Consider the following 21370-nt stretch of genomic DNA (forward strand, 5'->3'; position numbering starts at 1 on the left):
AGTTACAAGCATTTTTAGGTTCTAATTAATTCCCTGATTATATTGCCTCAGCCGCCCTGGCTTTGGCCACCATCTTCTCAGGATTCAACAGGAAGCGTGCCAGCGCCGGCAGCAACCAGAGAGCTCCCACCATGTTCCACAGGAACATAAAGAATAGTAACAGCCCCATATTAGCCTGAAACTTAATGGGGGAGAAAATCCACGTACACACACCGATCGCCAGCGTAATACCGGTAAACATAACCGCTTTACCAGTAGAACGCAGAGTCTCAAAGTATGCGGACTGTAACGTCTTACCTTCAAGCAGGTAATGCTCGAATTTGGTAAAGATGTAAATACCGTAATCTACGCCGATACCGACACCCAAAGCGATTACCGGCAAGGTTTCCACCTTGATGCCGATTCCCATTTGCGCCATTAGCGCTTCACACAAGACAGAGGTAAGCCCCAACGGAATCACGATACAGGCAACCGCCCTGAGAGATCGGAACGTAATAAAGCACAAAAGACTGACCACCGCATATACAAATATCAGCATCATGTCTTTTGCTTTCGATATCACCTGATTGGTCGCCGCATCCACCCCGGCATTTCCGGCACCTAAAAGAAACTGGAAGTCCTCAGTGTTATTTTCAGCAGCATATTTTTCCACCACATCCACGACCCGCTGCAGTGTCTCCGCCTTGTGATCTTCCAGGAAGGCTACCAGCGGCGTCAGACTACAATCAGAATTGATCAGGCCGGATGGCGCACGCTGAATCGAGGAGTTGATAATCTGCTGATTGCGAGACAGCTCATACCATTTGAAGTTCCCCTCATTAAGCGCCTTGGTCACGATCTTGGATACCGTCACCAATGAAGCTGTAGATTCCACACCCGAGGTGTTTTCAAGCGTCCATTGCAGGTGATCCATCGCTTTCATAACAGGATAACTGGAGCACTTCTCAGTTCCGGTTTTTACCATCACAACCAGAATATCTGAGCTGGTACTGTAATTACCAATAATGTAGTCGTTATCCATATTGTAACGACTCTCCGGTCTCAGCTCGGGAGCTCCTCTGTCCAGATCTCCGATCTTCAGATCCTGCTTGTAGTAATACCCCAGACCGGTACCCACCAGCGCAATCATGATAGAAATCGGCGCTACAGACGGATGCGCAAAATAAGACATCCAATGCCACTTGCGATCTGATTTCTCATCGCTTTTCTGGACGTAGCGAATACCACTTTTACTGATCCCGACATAAGAGAGAATGATGGGATGCAAAACAAGGTTGGTAATAATGATCACCGCAACGCCGATACTGGCTGCCACAGCAAGATCTTTTATAACATCTATTTTGATGAACAGGAGCGTGAGAAAGCCCATGGCATCACTCACCAACGCCAGCATGCCTGGAATATAAAGCCCCCTGAAAGCCAACCTGGCCGAGGTCATCGCGTCGAAACCACGAGCGGACTCCAAGGTCATGGCATTGACTATCTGCACCCCGTGACTGATCCCGATGGCAAACACCAGGAACGGTACCAGCACAGAATATGGGTCCAGCCCGTACCCCAGCAGACGCAGAATACCAAGCTGCCAGATCACCGCCACAATGGAAGCGAATATGGGCGTCAGGGTACCGGACCAGCAACGGGAATACCCGAAGAGCAACACTAACGTTAGAACCACGGTAATTGCCGCAAACTTGGCGATGGCTCCGATACCCTCGATGAGATCACCAACTTTTTTCGCAAAACCGATGACGTGAATGCTGATTTTGGGATTCTGGGCCTGATATTTATCCCTGATTTTGGCTTCCAGTTCCTGAGAGAAGGCTTTGTAATCCAGCGACTTTCCTGTTTCGGGATCCACTTCCAGAAGGGGTGCGTAAATGATCGTGGACTTGAAGTTGTCAGCCACCAGACTTCCTACCTCACCGGAACGAAGGATATTCTGGCGAAGATCATCAAGGCTTCTCTTGTCTCCGCTGTACCCATCTGGAATAACGGTGCCGCCCTGAAACCCTTCTTCGGTGACTTCCACCCAACGAACGTTTGGCGTCCAGAGCGATTTCACACCAGACCTGTCAACCCCGCTCAGATAGAACACCTCATCGGTGATCTGCTTCAGGGTGTCCATGTAGCGTTCATCGAATATTGTCCCTTCGTTAGCCTCAACCGCAATACGGATTGAGTTACCAAGGTTCTGCAGGTCATCCCTGTTGGCCAGCATATTCTGAATATAGGGATGCTCAAGCGGAATGAGACGCTCAAAACTGGCGTCAGGTTTGATTTGTGAAGCACTGTACGCCAGATAGGCGGTAATACACAGAAAGGCAACCAGGATAAATAGGCGATTATTAAAGACCAGCCGCTCCAGCCAAGGCTCTGCCTTTGGGGTCAGGATAAAATGATCACCCTGATCATGTAACTTGTTCGACATTCAGGTTTCCCCTGTCATTAAGAATTTTTTATTGGGTAGTGATCGAATAATTACTTAGTTCAATTTGCTAATGCCGCGAATCACGCTAACGCCGCCCTCTCCAACAAGCAGCAGCCGGTCAGAAGGCAAAAATCTGGCTCCCAGCAATGCCAGACGGTCGTCACGGGTATGCATCCGGAATGTCTCACCATAGTTATCGCTAAGCATCATCAATCCTGAATTACCCACCACAGCCAACTGCCCTTTATCACCAATAGCGACGGCCATAATTGTCTGATCAGCATCGGTACCGACCTGCTCCCAAGACTCCCCAACATCCTGCGAATAAAATAGGTGACCACGCAGCCCGTATACCAGGACCTCATTCACGTTGCCGTTGCCACTTACACCAAATAGCGACCCATCATAGGGGCTCTCAAGCATTTCCCAAGTTTCACCCAAGTCTGTGGAACGATGAACAATACCGGCCTCCCCGACGATAAACAGAGCGCCACCGGTGATCTGATTAATTGAGTTCAGGTGAAAGCGCTCCGGATTATCGAGCCTTGCCCCCCAGTTGCTCCAGGTTTGGCCACCGTCTACGGTTTTAAAGAAAAACCCATATGCCCCAACAACAAAGCCTACCTGGCTATCCCGGAACCAGACATCGAGTAGCGGCTTACTCGGACCGATATCAGCATCGAACTCGGCATCTTCCAATGCGTACTGGGCTTCCTCAAGTTGGAATTCCAGGTCAGACAAATTAGCTTCATCTGCTGAGTCCATCTCTTTTTCGATCCTGGCGACCTTGTTCTGAGCCTGGGCAATGACCATCTCATTAGCCGCCTTACCATCGAACTGCTTGACCCAGGTCTGCCCTCCATCCACGGTATGAAGAATGATGGCTCCATGACCAACAGACCAACCGTTCTTTTCATCGGTAAAATAAACTGCCGTCATTAACACCGACACCGGGACAGAAGCCTGACTCCAGCTCTTACCGTCATCATCGGAATATATAATGTGACCACGCTGACCTACTGCGACCAACCGATTGCCTGCACTGGTGACATCCAGCAGCAACGTTTCAGTGGCATGTTCGGTATCCATGGCCGGAGTCTCAAGCACATCCCGGTCCTGGGCTCCAGCAACTCCAATTGACAGACCAAGTGCACATACAGCGAGGAGATTTCGTAATGGTTTTATATACCTCATTCCATTCAGCCTTTGTGTTAGCGTAGTTGTTATAAATTTTTTGTAGGTAGAATCCAGCCACAGGCTGGCTAAGCGAGCGCATGAAATCCCACTCAAGCTTCTGATCGCTCACTAGAAAAGATAGTAAAAGCCCATACAATAACAAGCTTATCCAGGTAGATAAGCCTGTTATTTTTCACCAATAATCAGTGGCTTTGCATCATTCCATAACAGTCAGGACTCTATAGAACAGTCAGGACTCTATAGAAAGTATCAGCGCTTACCACGACGGCGTAGCGACTGCGGACTGAAATACCGGCGATCAGGTACTTCATCGGTGAATACCAGTGTGGAGCGTTCCTCGGTATCCAAACCCTGGACGTGATAACGTCGGGCCTGCAGATCATAGAACACATCCAGAGCTGTCCAGGTACCGGGCAACTCATAATAGTTCTTCAGCAACGCCATGCTGACACGCCACAGATCCCCGCGACCGTCATACTGGTCAATCAGAGCGATATTCCAGCTGTCCTCGTCAATGTAGAAAACCCGTTTGGAATAGATATGGCGTGCGCCTTTTTTCAGATTGGCCTCCACCACATGAACCCGGTGTTTTTCAAAGCGGGTATAGGTCGGATTAACGTGAGAAATACCCAAAAGGTCAGAGTATTTCAGACCGGCCTGCGCGGACTCGTAACTGTTGTAAGGAATATACATTTCCTTCAGGCCGACATATTTCCAGTCATATCGATCAGGTGCACCGTTAAACATATCGGTGTCATCGGCCGTTCTTAGGTTATCAGCACCTGCGATAGGTGAATCATAGGCTAGGTTCGGAGCACGTCTCACCCGGCGCTGACCGGCATTGTAACCCCAGGCTTGGCGAGGTTCTTTTACCTGATCCAGCGTTTCATGGACCAACACAGCGCCACCGGCGAGGCGCGCCGGTGAAATAGTGAAGGACAGATAGTAGAACAGCGTGTTCTTCAGCCCCTTTTCATCAATCTCCGGATTGTACATATTCCAGAAGACTTCCTGCTGGGAATTCACCAGGCTGTACTCACCATTCCGTTGAATTGCCGCTTCGGCAGCCCGACGGGTGACGAAGATACCGCGCCACCGGGTCAGATGATTCCAGATAGCTTCCAGAGCCTGACGTTCATTCGACTCATGCAGAATAGGAAATGGGATACCGCCATAGGCACCGGAAATACCATTACCATCTTTGCCCAAAACAGCACGGGTAGCATTTTCAAAGGTGTTTTTATAAACCCACTCAGGCGCAGAGTGTGATCGACGAGTTTCGTAAATAGGAACCTTAAAGGTGGTGGGATAAGTTCGGAATAGAGCTTTCAGCCCCTCAGTCAGATATGGGCTGTAACTATCCATGTTCTGTGCGGTAATCGTGGCGACAGGCTTATCCGATTTATATGGATCCGGATGATGCTGTCCTGCCCGCTGGTACTCAGCTGGCGGCTCAGTAATACCTCCTGTCCATTTCGGAATATCCTTTCCATTGCCATCCCTAATAGCTCCAAACGGTGTCAGGTCCTTTGTCAGTCTTGCCGCTTCGGCGGCGGATACTGCAGCGTGCACACTGGTAGTGGTAGAAAGGGCAAATGCCAACAGACCACCAAGTATTATTTTTTTATGGTTCATAGACATGTGTATCCTGATCGTAAGTCTTTACAGGGTGTTCGGCCTATGGGGCAGTGTCTCAGGATTAATCACCGGGACAAAGGACCCATGGTAAAAGTTTTTTATTATTTGACGAATAATTATTATTTTTAGTTGCGCATTTATTCCGCGAATACTTCACAAACCAAGGGCTGTATTCTTGAAAAAATGCTCGCAGATATGCTTGCAACGCCTTGATACACCATAGCTTAACCAAGCAACTGCGTTTGTCTATCAGAATAGCTATTCTTTTAGTAACCAAATATTGATATTTATTAACAAATCGACGCAAGAAAGAGCCTATTTAAGGCTCTTGCTTACAACTTCATAGACATCCTTGGACAGGGCCGGCTCGCGCGCGATCCTTTCCAGACTGCTCTTCATCGCGTCACTTCTGGAACTTTCAAATCGTTTCCAGCGGGTAAGCGGCGTTACCAGGCGTGATGCGATTTGCGGATTCAATTTGTTCAATTTCAATATCCAGTCCGCTAGGAATTCATAGCCGCTGACATCAGCCTGATGAAACTGTTTCCAGTTCTGGCCGGCAAATACTCCCACGACAGACCTGACCTTATTAGGGTTCTTTTCTGAGAACAGCGGATGCCCGGTCAATTGCTCAATCTTGGCAAGACTACCGAATGCCTCACTACCGGCCTGGACACTGAACCAGCTTTCCATCACCAGGGCATCCTTATGCCAACGCTGGTAAAAGCTATCCAGCGCAGTTGTCGCCTGCGGACTGTTGGCTGTTACGAGCGCTGCCAGCGCCGACAACTCATCGGTCATGTTTTCCGCTTTCGAGAACTGCTCATAGGCCAGTTCATCCAGCATTTTTCCATTCCCTGAAGCCAGCAACATCAGCAGAGCATTCTTATAGGAACGTGTACCCATCGAACGGCTATCAGTACCGGCGTTATCACAGGATTTCGCCAACTCCTGATAACGCTCCACGATAGCGGTTTCAAACTCGTCTACCAGACGTTGCTGCAAACCTTCCCTGGCAGCCACCAGAGCGTCCACATATATGGTATCGCTTTGCTCTGCCAGGAAAGACAACGTAGGCACTGCCATCATTTTGGCAAGCATTGGATAATCGTCACCACGATCTCCCAGAACTGACGAAAATGCCTCCAGGTATGCCTGATCAACGCTTATCTGATTTCCGGCCCGCGCTGCCTCAGCCATGTCGTTCAACACGCCGGTCGCCAGACGCTGGCCGGCATCCCAACGGTTAAATCCGTCACTGTCATGGGACATCAGGAACCTTAACTGATCCCGGGAATAGCTGTAATCGATCTTCACCGGCGCAGAAAAATGTCGAAACAGCGAAGGCACCGGCCTTGAAGGAATATCCTGAAAATCGAAAGACTGCTCAGAATCGGTGATTTCTATGACACCATTATCGTGGGGAATGGAAATATCCTTCCCATCATCACCCACCAACCCCAGCTTCATAGGAATATGGAAAGGCTCTTTCACATCCTGTCCTGGAGTTGGCGGACAGGACTGTTTTACCGTCAGGCGATATTGCTGTCTTTCTTCATCATACTCATCCGTCACCGAAACCCGCGGCGTTCCTGATTGGGTATACCAACGACGAAACTGCGAAAGATCCCGTTGACTGACCTCCTCCATACAGGCAACAAAATCATCTGTCGTTACCGCCTGGCCGTCGTGCCGCTCAAAATAGAGGTCAGTTCCCTCACGGAACTTTTCAGCCCCCAGCAGCGTATGCAGCATACGAACGACCTCCGCTCCTTTTTCATACACCGTTAAGGTGTAGAAATTGGATATTTCCATATAGGAATCGGGGCGGACCGAGTGGGCCATAGGACCACCGTCCTCTGCGAACTGAGCAGTACGCAGCAGGTTCACGTCTTCAACCCTTTTTACTGCATGGGAGTGCATATCGGCAGAGAACTCGGAATCACGAAAAACAGTAAAGCCTTCCTTAAGGCTTAACTGGAACCAGTCGCGGCATGTCACCCGGTTACCCGACCAGTTGTGAAAATACTCGTGGGCAACAATGGCTTCCACTCTCTGGAAGGTGGCATCTGTTGCAGTTTTAGGGTTGGCCAGAACACAGGAGGAATTGAAAATATTCAATCCTTTGTTTTCCATTGCCCCCATATTGAAATCACTGACCGCCACAATATTAAAGATGTCCAGATCGTACTCGCGCCCGTACACCTCTTCATCCCACTTCATGGAACGCTTCAGTGAATCCATTGCGTGGTCACACTTCTCGAGGTCGTGCGGCTCCACATAGATACGAAGCTGAACATTACGTCCGGACATGGTCTTGTAATGCGATTCAACATACTTGAGATCACCGGCCACTAATGCGAACAGATAGCATGGTTTCTTAAACGGGTCTTCCCAGGTCATCCAGTGGCGGTCTTCCGACTCTCCGTTTTCTATGGGATTCCCATTTGACAGAAGTACCGGATAGCGGGCCTTCTCAGCTTCAATGGTCGTGGTAAACTTCGACATCACGTCAGGGCGGTCAAGATAATACGTGATGCGTCGGAATCCTTCCGCTTCACACTGAGTACAAAACATGGAACTGGAACGATACAGCCCTTCAAGACAGGTGTTTTCCTGGGGCTTGATCCAGGTCACCACATTCAGTACAAACGCCTTGGGCAATCGCTCCAGGGTAATCCCCTCATCATCAAGCTGATACTCGTTTGACTGCAGCTCTCTTCCATCGAGTACCAGATGCTGCAACTCCAACTCCACACCATCAAGACGAAGAACATTCTGGAAATCGACAGCTTCTGGATTACGACGGATATGAAGATGAGAAGTCACCCTGGCGCCGTCTTCGTACAGCTGAAACCTCAGATGAGTTTCATCAATAATAAAATTGGGGGGACGATAATCTTTCAAATAAATAGTGCGTGGCTGGCTTTCTTTCATGCTGAGATCTTCTAATTGTAAGTTGCTGTGTAACGGTCACCCATCAGGGCCTGTTCACATTTATTCGATAGCTTCTGCTGGATAGACACCGACCTTCCCAAGCGCTATTCAGCATTAAGTTGACTTAAATCTACGACCTGCGGCCGGCCTTACAATATGGCCCTGAACTCCGCTTCGTAAGCCGTGAACTTACGAATATTGATAACCCCGGTATCCAGAATAAGGTACTGCCCTTTTATACCAAGCAAAGTACCACCAATCTCGGGCGTCTTTTCGGGATTAATACTCTTTACCTTAACAGGGTATTCCAGCACAGGATAAGCGATTTCTACCATCTCAGTGTCTAAAAGTTTTGTCACTTCCGCTCCCTGCTCAGTTTGAATCAGATGTGAAACCCTCTGATCAAAAAGACCATACAATCTCTCCCGTTCTGCGGCCAGATTCAGCGGCTCCGGCTCCCCTTTCAACATCGCCTGCCAATGCGTACGGTCATTCAATTCAGAGCGGAACAAATCTTCCACCAGCCCTGACATTCTCCGGTTATGCACTTGAAATATGGGTAGAGCCTGGGCAGCCCCCTGATCGATCCAACGAGTGGGAATCTGGGTTTGACGGGTAATGCCTACTTTCAGCCCGGAAGAATTCGCTAGATATACCACGTGGGGCACCATGCAATAGGTCTCTCCCCACTCCGGCTCACGACAAGTCCCTTCGTAGTAATGGCATTTTTCGGGGCTCATGATACAGGAATCGCATCTAGCCAGTTTTTTAAAGCAGGGGAAACAGAATCCCTGACTAAAGCTTTTATTGGTCTTACGCCCACAGTGGCAACAAAAAATATTGCCACTGAATTTCAACTCGATGGTTTTCCCAAGACTGGGATTCAGGTCAACTTTCTGCTCCCCGATCACCATCTGATAATCCACTGGCTTACCAGGGTCTGCGTTCAGATGGCTGCCCATCTTTTCCAGACAACCCTGCACTGCTTCCGTCAAAATATCACCTCTTAGCACCCGCACCAAAACCGCCGACCGGCGATTTCAGCACATGGCCCGCCATTTCATTTGTTTATGTAAAGCTATTGTCCATGTAAAGCCATGGCTTATTTAATGCCTGGTTTCACTATCACCGGGAGTCCATATGCCTGAAGCCGGTTGGCTTTCAGATTTGCTGGCACAAGGAGTGGGCTTATCCCGTGCAATATATCCAACCCTTTGCTCTTCCGGGACATTGTTGCTGGACTCATAAGCAATAATGGCGTCCATGCAAATCTGCTTTTGCTCTGCCGTTAAGGATCTTCCGTCAGGCCAACGCCCCAGCTCCAGGGAGCGCTTCAATGATTCGTAGACTTCGGGAGTCAGGTTTTTGGCGACTTCAACAAAAGACATGCGTTCTCCTGATAGGGGCTGAAACAGGCTGGAGACTATATCACACAGCCGTTATTGAACCTTAATTTGGAAATTTTAAACAAAACTGTTGACTTGCAATTGCAAATCATTATCATTTGCATTGTGTGTTTGATCCCACACAAACTCTCATCAGAGTATTCACAGCATATTAGAGGGTCAGGCGGAAATTGCGCCGTTCAGAGTCACCGTCATCACATCGGTTTCTTCTGGCAACTTCCCCGCCCTCGTTTTTTTATCCTCAACTTCCATATTTTTTCAGCTTCCTTAACTGAAACCACGGATCTTTTCCAGGACAAAGAGATACCTTCCGGCTTAATCCTGACTGCTTTTGCGCACCAGCAACACAATCCCGACACCGATCAACCCACATACAAATCCCATAAAGTGAGCCATATTGGCCAGATGCAAACCAAACAGGTCTGACAATCCAAAAATCCCCATAAACATCCAGGCAACACTTAACACCACCAGGCTTTGATGCACCCAGATCGGCTTCTTGGGAGCTAGCATCAAGCCAGCCGCATGAGCACCGATCATGGCATAGACCACACCGGAAAAACCGGCGAAGCCAGGTCCGCTGGTCACAAACTGACTGACATTGGATATCAATGCGCTGACGAAAACCAGAACAAGCAGGCCGACCGGCCCCAGATAGCGCTCCAGGCTGCGGCCAAAGACCCACACCCCTAGCGAGTTAAACAACCAATGCATCACTCCCCAATGTAGCCATGCAGGGGCAATCAAACGCCAGTACTCCCCTTCCTGCAATAGATACTTAAGCCCCTCAATAGGAGAAGCCATCATGGGAAATGGAAAGGCGTAGCGATCCAGAAACAAAAAATACCGGTGAGAATCAAACTCGCCAAAACCGGTCCATACCGCCGTCACCAGCAGACTGACTAGCAACACCAGAATAGTGGGGTAACCGGAAAATCGTGATAAAGGCGACCACTTTGCGATCTGCCGACCATCGAACCAGTCCTTCACCTGCCCTTGCAGCTGTGAATCCTGAAGATATCGTTTGGCCGCTTCCAGAACCATGGGGCGAAGACTGGGGTCGCGCACCCAGACAATCTGCTTACCGGCCTCTTCAGAAATCTGAACGGGAACTCTTTGTGATTGTAAATAACGGTAGAGGGGCTCGATATCCACTTCGACCCCAAGCTCGAGAACTTTTTCCATTCTGTTAACTGGCCCTAATAACTCAGCCCCGCCTCCGGTGAAATGTCTCTGGACACATCCACCCAGACGAAATTTTCTTTCTTCAATACCCGCTCACCATTCATGCGATATGCCGCCAATTTACCGTATTTCACGGCGCTGTAATCCAGGCAGGCGATATTTTGCCGAACCGGACGCGGGTGCCCGGACAACCAATAATGACCGACAAACAATGGGGGCTCTTCAGGACCGTAAAACACCAGACGTTCACGCTCACTATCTGCCAATGGCCGATGCTTGACGGCTTCTGGCAAGCCGTCTGGCTGAAACACCACATCATCATATGTATCCGGGTCTTCCGCCCAGAATTTGGTGCGGAAAAATGTGCGGACATACCCGTCCCCACTCTTCATTGCCAGGCCTTTCGGCAAAGGCATATCCGTACCACGTAAAAGGCGGTCCATCACATGCCCGGCAAAACTTTCCCGGACAGTTGACGCATGCAGGAAATCTTCATCGATAACTGCGTCAGGATGGGCCTGCAAAAACGACTCAATCAGGCCATGATCCCAGCACGCATGAACAACACGGAACTCAGGCGTATCAATCAGGATGGGCAACGTCATGAACCATTCAAGGAAATGGTTCCATTCATGACCATAGTTGGCAAACTGTTCCAGAGTTTCCCGAATGACTCGCTCATGCCTGGGTGTATGCTCACGTAAATAAGCCTTATTACTTCCCGGCCGTGCCAGCGTGCAGTATCCCAGTGCATTGTATTCATGATTCCCCATGACGATACGGGCAGCACCATGCTCGACCATATCTCTGACCAGGTGAAGAGCTTCTCTGATCCGAGGCCCCCGATCGACAATATCACCAACAAAAATTGCCTGGCGGTCTTTATGTTGATAGACCCCGTTCACTTTCCGGTAGTCCATATTTTCGAGCAGCCTCACCAGCGTCTTGGCACAGCCATGAACATCACCAATGAAGTCATAGCCGCTGAAACGCTCTGATTCTGACTCGATCTTTACTTCAGACATCCGTCAGTACACTCCGTCATTCTTACTACTTGACCAACCCAGTTTATCTCGGCAGATCTGATAGAAATTATGGTTCATAGGATGAATCAACCGCAATTTCTGGGGCTTTTTACCGATAGTCACCGTATCCCCCGGGGCACAGGTAATATGTGTCTGCCCATCACAACTAACATGGGGGTAGGTTTCGTTGTATTCACCTATGATGATTTTAATTTCACTATTTCCGTCCACCACAATCGGCCGACTGCTCAAAGTGTGTGGAAACATGGGCACCAGGGCCACCGCATCCAGACGGGGATGCATAATTGGTCCGCCGGCAGAAAGCGCGTAGGCTGTCGATCCGGTCGGGGTAGTCACAATCAGGCCGTCGGAACGCTGACTGTTCACAAACTGTCCCTCAATATACAGATCAAACCCGATCATTCGAGTGGACTTGCCCGGATGCAGCACAATATCGTTAAGACCACATCCGTAACCGATAGGCTCGCCATCGCGCTTGACGTAGGCATCCAGCAGAAAGCGGGACTCTTCTATGTACTTGCCGTTAAGAACCTCGCCGACCTGGTCCTCAATTTCAGAGGGAAGGATATCGGTCAGGAAGCCAAGACGCCCGCGATTCACACCAAGCACCGGAACATTAGAACCGGCCAGTGCACGAGCGGCACCAAGAAGACTTCCATCACCACCAACAACGATCACCAGATCACATATTTCCCCCAGCAATTTCTTGCTGGAAACCTGGGCTCCATGGCCTGGCATGACTGCGGCCGTCGACTCCTCGATAATCACAGAATACCCTTCCATAAACAGGAAGGATTTAAGCCGCTTCAAGGTGTCCACCACCTGAGAGCTACCCATTCGCCCGATCAGGCCAATGTTTCTGAATTGTTCCATAGATACCCTTAGGTTGTTATAGCGAAACGTGGTTCATTGCTTAATGGTAACCAACTTCAGCCGCATTGTAGAGGATTGCACGTACAGGGTCTTCCCAATATCCTGTAATCTTTCAGCAATTCTCAGGCATGACCTAACCTTGCACGATATACAACAATTCCTGGCAGACCTCGACTGGGTAGTCCACAGTCCATCATTAGTTGACCTTCCCGGGTATGGTGCGGACACACCGTTGATCGACATATCGACTGTCGACCCACAACGACTGGCAGAGGCCGTCAAGCAACAGAAAAGCCGGTTTCTCGGCCCCTACTTTGAAACCCTGTGGCGTTTTTCGATAGAGCACAGCCAATCCCACAGCCTACTTGCCCACGGACTCCAGGTGACAGACGAAAAAAGAACGCTGGGAGAATTCGACTTTCTTTTACAGGACAAGGCAAGCCAGGCCATTATTCATCAGGAAATTGCAGTGAAATATTACCTGGGGGTTGGCCTGCCTGCTCCTGCCGATACAGACCAGAAACTGAACGCGGCGGATTGTGCCTGGTTTGGTCCAAATTCCATCGACCGACTGGACCTGAAACTTCACAAACTGGTTCAGCAGCAGATTCTCCTGTCTGATCGAAGGGAAAGCCAAGAAACATTAAAAAGACTCGATATCAATACACCGCCTGCCAAGCAGATTTTGATGAAGGGCTACCTGTTTCAGCCTCTGAATGACGACCTCCCCGCACCGGCTTTCTGCCATCCGGAGGCGGCATTTGGCAGATGGTTGCCTTTAGAGTCGATTCATCAACTGGAGCCGATCAGTGATCGCTGGGCGATACTCCCCAAGCTCCGATGGTTGAGCAGAGCCCGCAGCAGCGTCGACCACACGATGGATTTTTCTGTGCTGCGAAAGCATCTTTTGGAGGCCAATGGACGCCCGATGTTGATTGCCGCCATGAAGCCTGAATCAAAAGAAGAGTTGACTGAAATTTCCCGTTTTTTTGTGGTGAGCGACCACTGGCAGGACAAGGCCGTGGAGTCACTAGAGATGAGCCCGCTAACCTCTTTTAGTCGCTACAATCCATTACCGCCGCAGTCCATTTAGCCGCCACAATCCATTATCACCACAATCCATTATCACCACAATCCATTGCCACCAAAATCCATTACCACCACAATCCACTACAGCCACCGCAGCTCCGGCACACTTCGACCTCCCTGCAAGCCACCGGTATGAACAAACACGATCTGCTTTGTCGTGATGCGGCCCGCTTCAGCCAGAGCAGTCATCGCCTGAAAAGCTTTACCACTGTAAACCGGTTCCAGCGGCACTTCGGTCTGGGCATAAACATCATTCAAGCGCACAACAAGATCATGACTCCACTTTCCGTAGCCTTTACCTTCAAAGCCTGTCACGATTTCCCAGGCGGACTGCTTTTCACCAACGCCCAACAGCAGCCTGTTAACATATTGGGGCCGGGAATCGTCCTTAACGACAGAAATTCCCATTACCTGGTGTGGAGACGCTTCTGCGGCAAAGCCTGCAATGGTTCCACCACTGCCTACCGGCATCACCAGAGTGACAGGATCGGCAAATCTGCTATAAATCGCCCTCGCCCAGTCCCGCACACCACGAACACCTTCCAGGTTACTCCCCCCTTCAGGAATCACCATCACCTCTTCAGGACGAAAACCTGATTCACAAACATCTGAACGACACAGCCATTCGGAAAGTTGTCCGGAGACCCAAGCGCGGTCATTGCGGTTTCGATAATCTGTGTTGGATATTGGAATTAAACGCATTCCCCAACTTACAGCATCCTGCAAAGTCGCGGTCAGAGTGGTCCTCCAGTCGCCGCGCACCACTCCCAAGGTATCCAGGCCATACTCACGTCCTGCTGCAGCCAGCGCATGAAGATGATTTGAATGAGCCCCACCAAAACTCAGAACAGCCCGCACGCCAGTCTCCCGGGCAGACCGCAGGTTATATTTCAGCTTGTACCACTTATTGCCGGAGATTTCCGGATGGGTGAGATCCCCTCTGACGACATACAGCTCGTGACCGAACCGGTTTACATCAGACAGGGGGACAGAGTGGATTTCAGGAACTGGATCGCGCAACAGAAATCAACCTACCTGATGCTCTTCACAACGATTACTTTCACCGGGAACAAAGTCCGAAGGCGCCGCAATTCTGTTTACCGACTTCCCGCAGACTCCCCGTCCAGGTACTTTGAAATCACAGGAAGGCTTCTCATAATGATCCAGCCATTCCTTGTAGACCTCTTCAGATACGGAGCAACGCTCCGCAACGTAGCCAAGCGGATTGTCCATGTAACGCTGAATATCCTGCACAGGAAGTGTCAGATGGCCCGCACCGGGATGATACACGACAAAAACCACATCCAGCTCTGACAGCCGACTAAGCATCAGACTGTCTCCGGAGCTATCCAGATCTTCCTTCAGTTTCTGGATTTCCATGCGCAACTGCTCTTCCCTTTCATTCCGGTAGTAGATCTCTGCCTCACGCCGGTCCAACTGCTCTTTGAGGATAGTCAGCTCCCCTTCCATTCGCTGCTTCAGACGTTCGGCCTCTTCCCCGGTCAGCGCCGCAGACAGTTCTTTTTCCAATACCGCCAATTTCTTTCTGTACTTGGTCATCTCGTCCTGGAGATTAAGAAATTGATCGCTCCTTTTCTGCAACTTAGTCTTGGTTTGTTCGTACAAGACCCTGGTTTGCTTGAGGCTCTGCTCCAGCTCTTGCAGCTTGTTTTTATGGGCCTGGGACTCAATTCTGGACTTACGGGTAAGCTCTTCGATTTCTGCCTGATGCTGGCTGGCAAGCGTTTTTATCCGAAGACGCTGCTCCTTGAGCACTCTGGCCAGCTTAAGTCGGTGCTTCTGCTCCAGATCCTTGAGTGTCGCCTCCGCATCAGCCTGCTTTGACACGGCTTCCGGCATCAGCACAGGAATATCTTCATCGTCTGCGGGCTTGGCTGACTTGGCAGGTTTGCTTGGTTTGGCAGGCTTTGGCTCAGCCTGTAGAACCGGTACATCATCGTCTTCCATCGCCACGTATTCAAAGCCAAGGCGATTCTCAATCAAAGCCTTTTTAATCACTTGAAAATCATTACCCCCAGGACGCATATCCGGATCCCACAGATCCCGCTGATGCCAGGAAATTGCACATTGGCTGCGACAAGCCAATCGAATGGGACCACCACCAAGATCAGGCCCTGAACCGGAGATTGAAGCCAACCGCTTTAAAGGAACATTCCACTCCGGGTCTGCCAACCCTTCTTCGTCAAAATAGAGTTTAAAAAACACTAACGCCCGCGGTGCCAGCTGTTGATTCATCTGCACATACACCGCGCTTATTTCAGTATCCGCCAAATCACTCAATGGCACGACATTGTCAAGAATGGCTTCAAATTCGCTATAACGCATTTGTCTGGAGACATACTGATCCTCCAGAAAGAGAACTGCTTCGTAATCGTCTTTACTTGGCCTTGCCATTTCGATTTCCTGACTTGTCTACAATATCCAACCCGTAGACGCTACCTATAAACTATGACTAAAACTCCCTTTGGCCCCGCTTCTATGTTTGAAGAGCCTGTAAAAACTAGCATGTAAATGACGTCCTGTCAGTCCGGCTTTTGGGTGAATCTCCCCAAATATACAGTTAGCTACGCTTCGTATACAAAAGCGCACAATTAAAGGAAGTTTAGCCCAGCTGCGAATCAGGGAAAGGAATTTATTTCCCAGCACCCAAATACGCGGCTTGAGAATTCCAGGAAACTAGTGTGCATGGCGGGGATAGAACACCACAAGCAGACGCCGAATGAAGGAAGCAGCAGCCAGAAAAGAGATTAAAATTCGGTAGTGAATATAGGAATTCGAAAATAGGAATTTGGAAAATAGAACCGCAATCTCGAATTGCAGGAAAAATGCGGTATGCCAAAAATTGCGATATATAAAAATAGAAAAGTGTGCCCGAGCTAATCCGGGCACACCTGTTAAAGGGATAATCAATAATCAGACAAGAGAATAATCAGAGCTCTGCCGCCAGACGACTTCCCTGATTGATAGCTCGTTTCGCATCCAGCTCAGCAGCCACATCAGCTCCACCGATCAGATGGGTGGAAACCCCTGCATCCACCAGCGGCTGATAAAGCTCGCGCAACGGCTCCTGGCCGGCACAGATAATCACGGTATCGACAGGCAAGCATTGAGATTCGCCATTGATATTGATGTGAAAACCTTCGTCATCCACCTTCAGATATTCACAACCAGAGATCATTTTCACATGACGATGTTTTAATGATGTCCGATGAATCCAACCGGTTGTCTTGCCGAGATTCTTACCAACTTTGGAGGCCTTGCGCTGTAACAGGAACACTTCTCTTGGGGTAGCAACAGCCTCAGCCTCAACGCCCTGCACGCCTCCGCGATGCTCCACGGACAGGTCAACTCCCCATTCCCGCATGAATGCGTTAACGTCCAGACTCGGAGATTGTCCTTCGTGAGTTATAAATTCAGAGACATCAAAGCCGATACCGCCAGCCCCGATAACCGCCACCTTTTGACCTACCGGCTTTCTCTGCAATAGAGCGTCGAGATAGCCGATCACTTTCGGATGATCCACGCCCTCAAAATCCGGAACCCTTGGCGTCACACCTGTGGCCAGCAGAACTTCATCATATTCTTTGAGATCTTCTGCCGTAACACGGGTATTCAACCGCACCTCAACACCATGCTTTTTCAGCATACGGTCGAAATAGCGCAGCGTTTCATAGAACTCTTCTTTCCCAGGAATCAATTTGGCGACATTGAACTGCCCGCCAATCTTATCACCCGCATCAAACAGAGTGACCTGATGCCCTCTTTCAGCTGCCACCGTTGAAGCAGCAAGACCCGCCGGCCCCGCACCTACGACTGCAATCTTCTTGGGAGAGGCCGTCTTGACGTAAACCAACTCGGTTTCATGACAAGCCCGGGGATTTACCAGACAGGAAGTCAACTTCATCTGGAAAGTATGATCCAGACAAGCCTGGTTACAGGCGATACAGGTATTAATCTCGTCTTCCGCATCCTGCGCAGCCTTTTGCACAAAGTCCGCATCCGCCAGGAATGGACGCGCCATAGAGATCATATCGGCGTCGCCTTCCGCCAGCACTCGTTCTGCCACGGAAGGCATATTGATCCGGTTAGTGGTCACCAAAGGAATGGAAACATCCTTCTTCAGTCGAGCGGTCACTTTAGTGAAAGCAGCCCGTGGCACCATGGTAGCAATAGTGGGAACCCGGGCCTCATGCCAGCCGATCCCCGTGTTAATTATGGTAGCACCGGCTTTCTCAATCTCTTTCGCCAGCAGCACCACTTCATCCCAGGAACTGCCATCGTCAATCAGATCCAGCATGGACAACCGGTAAACAATAATAAAGTCTGACCCAACAGCTTCACGGACCCGACGGACTACTTCAATCGGCATTTGAATCCGATTTTCATAGCTGCCGCCCCATTTATCAGTGCGCTTGTTAGTGTGGCTGACAATAAACTGATTTATAAAATACCCTTCGGAGCCCATAATTTCGACGCCGTCGTAACCCGCCTCCTGGGCCAATTTGGCGCATCGCGCATAGGCATCAATCTGCTCTTCAACCTCTTCCGTGGTCAGCTCGTGAGGAGTAAACATATTGATCGGTGCTTGGATGGCTGAAGGCGCGACCAGTTTTGGATTGTACGCATACCGTCCGGCATGCAGAATCTGCATACAGATCTTTCCACCAGCTTCGTGCACCGCCTGGGTAACAACCTTGTGATGCTCAGCGTCTTCAGGGCAATCCATTTTGGCCGCCCCCTTGGCCACCGCACCCTCAGGGTTTGGCGCAATTCCACCGGTCACGATCAGCCCTACCCCACCACGGGCCCGCTCGGCGTAAAACGCTGCCAAACGGTTAAATCCATTGGGAGACTCTTCCAGTCCGGTATGCATGGATCCCATTAGTGTCCGGTTACGCAATGTGGTAAACCCAAGATCCAATGGCGACAACAAATTAGGGTATTTTTCCAAACCTGGCGCGGATGACGACATGTTATTCTCCTCTCATCACACGAGTAACTGATTCACAGCCTGATATTTATTTTCGAACTGGCGGCTCTCAAGAGACTCATCCGGCACTCAGACAAGCTTCTTCCCCGAAAAACTCCAGCTCAACTTATTAAACTTTTTAAGGCTTCACTAAATTAGTATGATGCTGACTATCTAACAATATCTTCAGGAAACAATTTTTTACCTTTAAATAACACCTGATTTTAATTTCTTCGTGTACTGGGATCATTACGAATGCAATTAGGGGACATTTCAGTCAACTACGTTGAGCTCATGTCCAGGGCTGTGGCTCGACATGGATTCAATGCCAACGAAATCATGCAGCAGTTCGGCATTACCAATGAATTTCTGGCCACACCGAAAGCCCGCATCAGCATCCCCAGATTCATGCGCCTGGGACACGCCCTGATCCAGCAATTTCAACTTCCTGAACTCGGATTGAGAATGGGCCAATGCATCACCATATCTCATCTGGGTCTGGCCGGGCATGCCAGCATGACATCAGCCAACCTGGAAACTGCTCTGCGGCTTTGGATACATTACGAGCGCCTCAGCAGCGAAAACAAGCGGGGCACAAGCCGCTTCTATATTGAGAACAGTCGCGGCATTGCGCAATTCTATTCGATCAGCCCCTACAACGAATTCAACCTCTTTGTTGTCGATTGCATTCTTGCCAGCTGGCACCATCTCTCAGGCTGGATAACCGATAGCCAAAATCTGGTACAGGAAGTTCATATTGAATTCCCCTCCCCGCCATATGCCTCCGAATATCATGATTTTTTCCAGTGTCCGGTAAAATTTGAACAGACAAGAAACGCCCTGATCTTCAAAGAAGAGGCACTGCATAAACCATCCTGCTACGCCCACACCGCCTCACATCAGGATGCAGTGGAACTATGCAACCGTGAGCTCTCGGCACTTCTGGGCGCGCAGCCATTTGAAGAAAGAGTACGACAAATTATCACGCCACTATTACAGAAAAAGGAAATTCAACTGGAAGACATTGCCGGCCAACTGGGACTGACACCATGGTCACTGCAAAGACGGCTTCAAAAAGAGGGTATCAAGTTTAGCGAAGTGGTTGATAACACAAGAAAGAGTATCGCAGCCCGATACCTCACAGCGACGGAGCTGTCTATCGGTGAAATCGGATTTCTTTTAGGCTTTTCATCCCCAGCGGCTTTTCATCGCGCATTTAAGCGCTGGTTTAACACCAACCCCAAACCTTTCAGGGAGTTACACAACAACACTGAAGAATAGCAACCTGGCGGGCTACCATTCTTCTCCATCATCCAGATCGTCATCATCATCGAACTCTTCCCAACTGAGTTCAACCAACTCATCAATATAGTCCTGCATATATTCCTCCAACAGCAGATTATTCCTTCCAAACTACGGCATGAGAATGACAAATTTATGACATCCGAGTCAGGATTTCCCTTACAAGTTGGCAATATGCGGGATCGTCAGGACAAACAAGCAAATGAAAAGTACAGAAATGAATACGACATACAGATGTCATACACATGATAGAGAATAAAGATTCTTAAGAGATAAGGGTCGAGTTGCCTGAATGGCAAGATAAAATTCGACTCTTTTGAAAAAGTTGGCGGAGCGGACGGGACTCGAACCCGCGACCCCCGGCGTGACAGGCCGGTATTCTAACCAACTGAACTACCGCTCCGTTTCCTTCTCAAGCCACAAAACTGTGACCCAGAGAAGTGGTGGGTGGTGCAGGGATCGAACCTGCGACCCTCGCCTTGTAAGGGCGATGCTCTCCCAGCTGAGCTAACCACCCAGTCCATAGAACTGGTTCCAAATGAAAGTTGGCGGAGCGGACGGGACTCGAACCCGCGACCCCCGGCGTGACAGGCCGGTATTCTAACCAACTGAACTACCGCTCCGAAACCATTCCCCTGTACTGCACATATTGTGCGATCCAGAGAAGTGGTGGGTGGTGCAGGGATCGAACCTGCGACCCTCGCCTTGTAAGGGCGATGCTCTCCCAGCTGAGCTAACCACCCACGTCTCAAATGGAGATGCGCATTTTAATGATTTATCGCAGCCTGTCAAACACTGAATTCAATTTTTTTTCCTGGCCTTTATTCTGGCTAAATTACCAACAGTTTTTCCCGGCCGGACTCACTCAGTCCCGCCTTCCTTTATTGCCTCTTCTGCCTTGCGCTGAAGCCGATGATTAACAATGTGGCAGCGCCGGTCCTCCGGAATCGATTTTTCCGCCAACCCACGGTTTATATCTCCCATGAACGTTTGCGCCTGATTCCATTGAGTCGAGGCAAAATCCCTCATCCTGGGCTCAATCTTTGATGAAAGCTCTCCAGCCTCTTTTAATGTCTCCCGGCCGGACTCCAATGCCTTCGAATAGGCTTTGGCGTACTTCGAGCGCAATGAATCGACAAAATGCGCAGTGCGATCAAACTGCTGACTTAAGACTTCTGATACCGTCATAGTCCCCCCAAATTCCATTTATACATTTATATAGAACGAGCTATATAGAACAAGCGCCGAAGTAGAGAACCCAGTATAGCGTTGCCGTACA

Annotated in this window: 15 protein-coding genes and 4 tRNA genes; 2 read left to right on the forward strand and 17 right to left on the reverse strand. The window is 49.7% G+C overall.

What is annotated here, in order from left to right; all coding sequences use genetic code 11:
- Window positions 1-37 precede the first annotated feature (37 nt).
- The 9 genes from BTA51_RS09460 to BTA51_RS09500 all read right to left on the reverse strand — a co-directional run bounded on the left by BTA51_RS09460 (window position 38) and on the right by BTA51_RS09500 (window position 12710).
- The gene (locus BTA51_RS09460) at window positions 38-2428 is read right to left on the reverse strand and encodes an RND family transporter (RefSeq protein WP_094707182.1); all 2391 of its coding nucleotides are present in this window, start codon (window positions 2426-2428) and stop codon (window positions 38-40) included.
- Between the two features lie 54 nt (window positions 2429-2482).
- Window positions 2483-3622 (reverse strand): YCF48-related protein, encoded by a 1140-nt coding sequence (locus BTA51_RS09465; RefSeq protein ID WP_094707183.1) that lies wholly within the window; start codon window positions 3620-3622, stop codon window positions 2483-2485.
- 252 nt (window positions 3623-3874) lie between these two features.
- Window positions 3875-5260, reverse strand: coding sequence for a DUF1329 domain-containing protein (locus BTA51_RS09470; RefSeq protein WP_094707184.1), 1386 nt, complete (start codon window positions 5258-5260; stop codon window positions 3875-3877).
- 318 nt (window positions 5261-5578) lie between these two features.
- Window positions 5579-8200, reverse strand: a complete 2622-nt coding sequence (gene pepN, locus BTA51_RS09475; protein WP_094707185.1) for an aminopeptidase N — start codon at window positions 8198-8200, stop codon at window positions 5579-5581.
- Window positions 8201-8349: 149 nt separating this feature from the next.
- Window positions 8350-9195 (reverse strand): DUF2797 domain-containing protein, encoded by an 846-nt coding sequence (locus BTA51_RS09480; RefSeq protein WP_094707186.1) that lies wholly within the window; start codon window positions 9193-9195, stop codon window positions 8350-8352.
- Window positions 9196-9306: 111 nt separating this feature from the next.
- Window positions 9307-9588 (reverse strand): YeaC family protein, encoded by a 282-nt coding sequence (locus BTA51_RS09485; protein WP_094707187.1) that lies wholly within the window; start codon window positions 9586-9588, stop codon window positions 9307-9309.
- 333 nt (window positions 9589-9921) lie between these two features.
- On the reverse strand, window positions 9922-10791 hold the full coding sequence (locus BTA51_RS09490; RefSeq protein WP_094707188.1) for a rhomboid family intramembrane serine protease: 870 nt from the start codon (window positions 10789-10791) through the stop codon (window positions 9922-9924).
- Window positions 10792-10805: 14 nt separating this feature from the next.
- Window positions 10806-11816 (reverse strand): metallophosphoesterase, encoded by a 1011-nt coding sequence (locus BTA51_RS09495; RefSeq protein WP_094707189.1) that lies wholly within the window; start codon window positions 11814-11816, stop codon window positions 10806-10808.
- 3 nt (window positions 11817-11819) lie between these two features.
- Window positions 11820-12710, reverse strand: coding sequence for an NAD(+) kinase (locus tag BTA51_RS09500; protein WP_094707190.1), 891 nt, complete (start codon window positions 12708-12710; stop codon window positions 11820-11822).
- Window positions 12711-12849: 139 nt separating this feature from the next.
- Between BTA51_RS09500 and BTA51_RS09505 the strand changes: the two genes are divergently transcribed.
- Window positions 12850-13803: a DUF1853 family protein gene (locus BTA51_RS09505; protein WP_168188112.1), complete on the forward strand. Its 954-nt coding sequence runs from the start codon at window positions 12850-12852 to the stop codon at window positions 13801-13803.
- Between the two features lie 77 nt (window positions 13804-13880).
- Here BTA51_RS09505 and BTA51_RS09510 read toward each other — a convergent pair whose 3' ends face one another.
- The 3 genes from BTA51_RS09510 to BTA51_RS09520 all read right to left on the reverse strand — a co-directional run bounded on the left by BTA51_RS09510 (window position 13881) and on the right by BTA51_RS09520 (window position 18792).
- On the reverse strand, window positions 13881-14819 hold the full coding sequence (locus BTA51_RS09510) for a 1-aminocyclopropane-1-carboxylate deaminase/D-cysteine desulfhydrase (RefSeq protein WP_168188113.1): 939 nt from the start codon (window positions 14817-14819) through the stop codon (window positions 13881-13883).
- 6 nt (window positions 14820-14825) lie between these two features.
- Window positions 14826-16214 (reverse strand): DNA repair ATPase, encoded by a 1389-nt coding sequence (locus tag BTA51_RS09515; protein WP_094707193.1) that lies wholly within the window; start codon window positions 16212-16214, stop codon window positions 14826-14828.
- Window positions 16215-16749: 535 nt separating this feature from the next.
- Window positions 16750-18792 carry an NADPH-dependent 2,4-dienoyl-CoA reductase gene (locus BTA51_RS09520; protein WP_094707194.1) on the reverse strand — a complete coding sequence of 681 codons (2043 nt, stop codon included), beginning with the start codon at window positions 18790-18792 and terminating at the stop codon, window positions 16750-16752.
- Between the two features lie 252 nt (window positions 18793-19044).
- Between BTA51_RS09520 and BTA51_RS09525 the strand changes: the two genes are divergently transcribed.
- Window positions 19045-20070 carry an AraC family transcriptional regulator gene (locus tag BTA51_RS09525; protein ID WP_094707195.1) on the forward strand — a complete coding sequence of 342 codons (1026 nt, stop codon included), beginning with the start codon at window positions 19045-19047 and terminating at the stop codon, window positions 20068-20070.
- A gap of 347 nt (window positions 20071-20417) precedes the next feature.
- On the opposite strand, the gene BTA51_RS09530 is transcribed toward BTA51_RS09525, so the two are convergent.
- From BTA51_RS09530 to BTA51_RS09550, 5 genes are all read right to left on the reverse strand, one after another.
- Window positions 20418-20494 (reverse strand) — tRNA-Asp (locus tag BTA51_RS09530).
- A gap of 38 nt (window positions 20495-20532) precedes the next feature.
- Window positions 20533-20608 (reverse strand) — tRNA-Val (locus tag BTA51_RS09535).
- Window positions 20609-20637: 29 nt separating this feature from the next.
- Window positions 20638-20714 (reverse strand) — tRNA-Asp (locus BTA51_RS09540).
- Window positions 20715-20758: 44 nt separating this feature from the next.
- Window positions 20759-20834 (reverse strand) — tRNA-Val (locus tag BTA51_RS09545).
- Between the two features lie 118 nt (window positions 20835-20952).
- Window positions 20953-21279 carry a hypothetical protein gene (locus BTA51_RS09550; RefSeq protein ID WP_094707196.1) on the reverse strand — a complete coding sequence of 109 codons (327 nt, stop codon included), beginning with the start codon at window positions 21277-21279 and terminating at the stop codon, window positions 20953-20955.
- Window positions 21280-21370: the final 91 nt, after the last annotated feature.

The sequence above is a fragment of the Hahella sp. CCB-MM4 genome (genome assembly GCF_002260525.1).
Lineage (GTDB): Bacteria > Pseudomonadota > Gammaproteobacteria > Pseudomonadales > Oleiphilaceae > Hahella.

Bases quoted from the DNA above. Each gene is read 5' to 3' on its own strand.
- BTA51_RS09460 (WP_094707182.1), bottom strand. From the start codon at position 2,428: ATGTCGAACAAGTTACATGATCAGGGTGATCATTTTATCCTGACCCCA.
- BTA51_RS09465 (WP_094707183.1), bottom strand. From the start codon at position 3,622: ATGAGGTATATAAAACCATTACGAAATCTCCTCGCTGTATGTGCACTT.
- BTA51_RS09470 (WP_094707184.1), bottom strand. From the start codon at position 5,260: ATGAACCATAAAAAAATAATACTTGGTGGTCTGTTGGCATTTGCCCTT.
- pepN (WP_094707185.1), bottom strand. From the start codon at position 8,200: ATGAAAGAAAGCCAGCCACGCACTATTTATTTGAAAGATTATCGTCCC.
- BTA51_RS09485 (WP_094707187.1), bottom strand. From the start codon at position 9,588: ATGTCTTTTGTTGAAGTCGCCAAAAACCTGACTCCCGAAGTCTACGAA.
- BTA51_RS09490 (WP_094707188.1), bottom strand. From the start codon at position 10,791: ATGGAAAAAGTTCTCGAGCTTGGGGTCGAAGTGGATATCGAGCCCCTC.
- BTA51_RS09495 (WP_094707189.1), bottom strand. From the start codon at position 11,816: ATGTCTGAAGTAAAGATCGAGTCAGAATCAGAGCGTTTCAGCGGCTAT.
- BTA51_RS09500 (WP_094707190.1), bottom strand. From the start codon at position 12,710: ATGGAACAATTCAGAAACATTGGCCTGATCGGGCGAATGGGTAGCTCT.
- BTA51_RS09515 (WP_094707193.1), bottom strand. From the start codon at position 16,214: ATGGCAAGGCCAAGTAAAGACGATTACGAAGCAGTTCTCTTTCTGGAG.
- BTA51_RS09520 (WP_094707194.1), bottom strand. From the start codon at position 18,792: ATGTCGTCATCCGCGCCAGGTTTGGAAAAATACCCTAATTTGTTGTCG.
- BTA51_RS09525 (WP_094707195.1), top strand. From the start codon at position 19,045: ATGCAATTAGGGGACATTTCAGTCAACTACGTTGAGCTCATGTCCAGG.
- BTA51_RS09550 (WP_094707196.1), bottom strand. From the start codon at position 21,279: ATGACGGTATCAGAAGTCTTAAGTCAGCAGTTTGATCGCACTGCGCAT.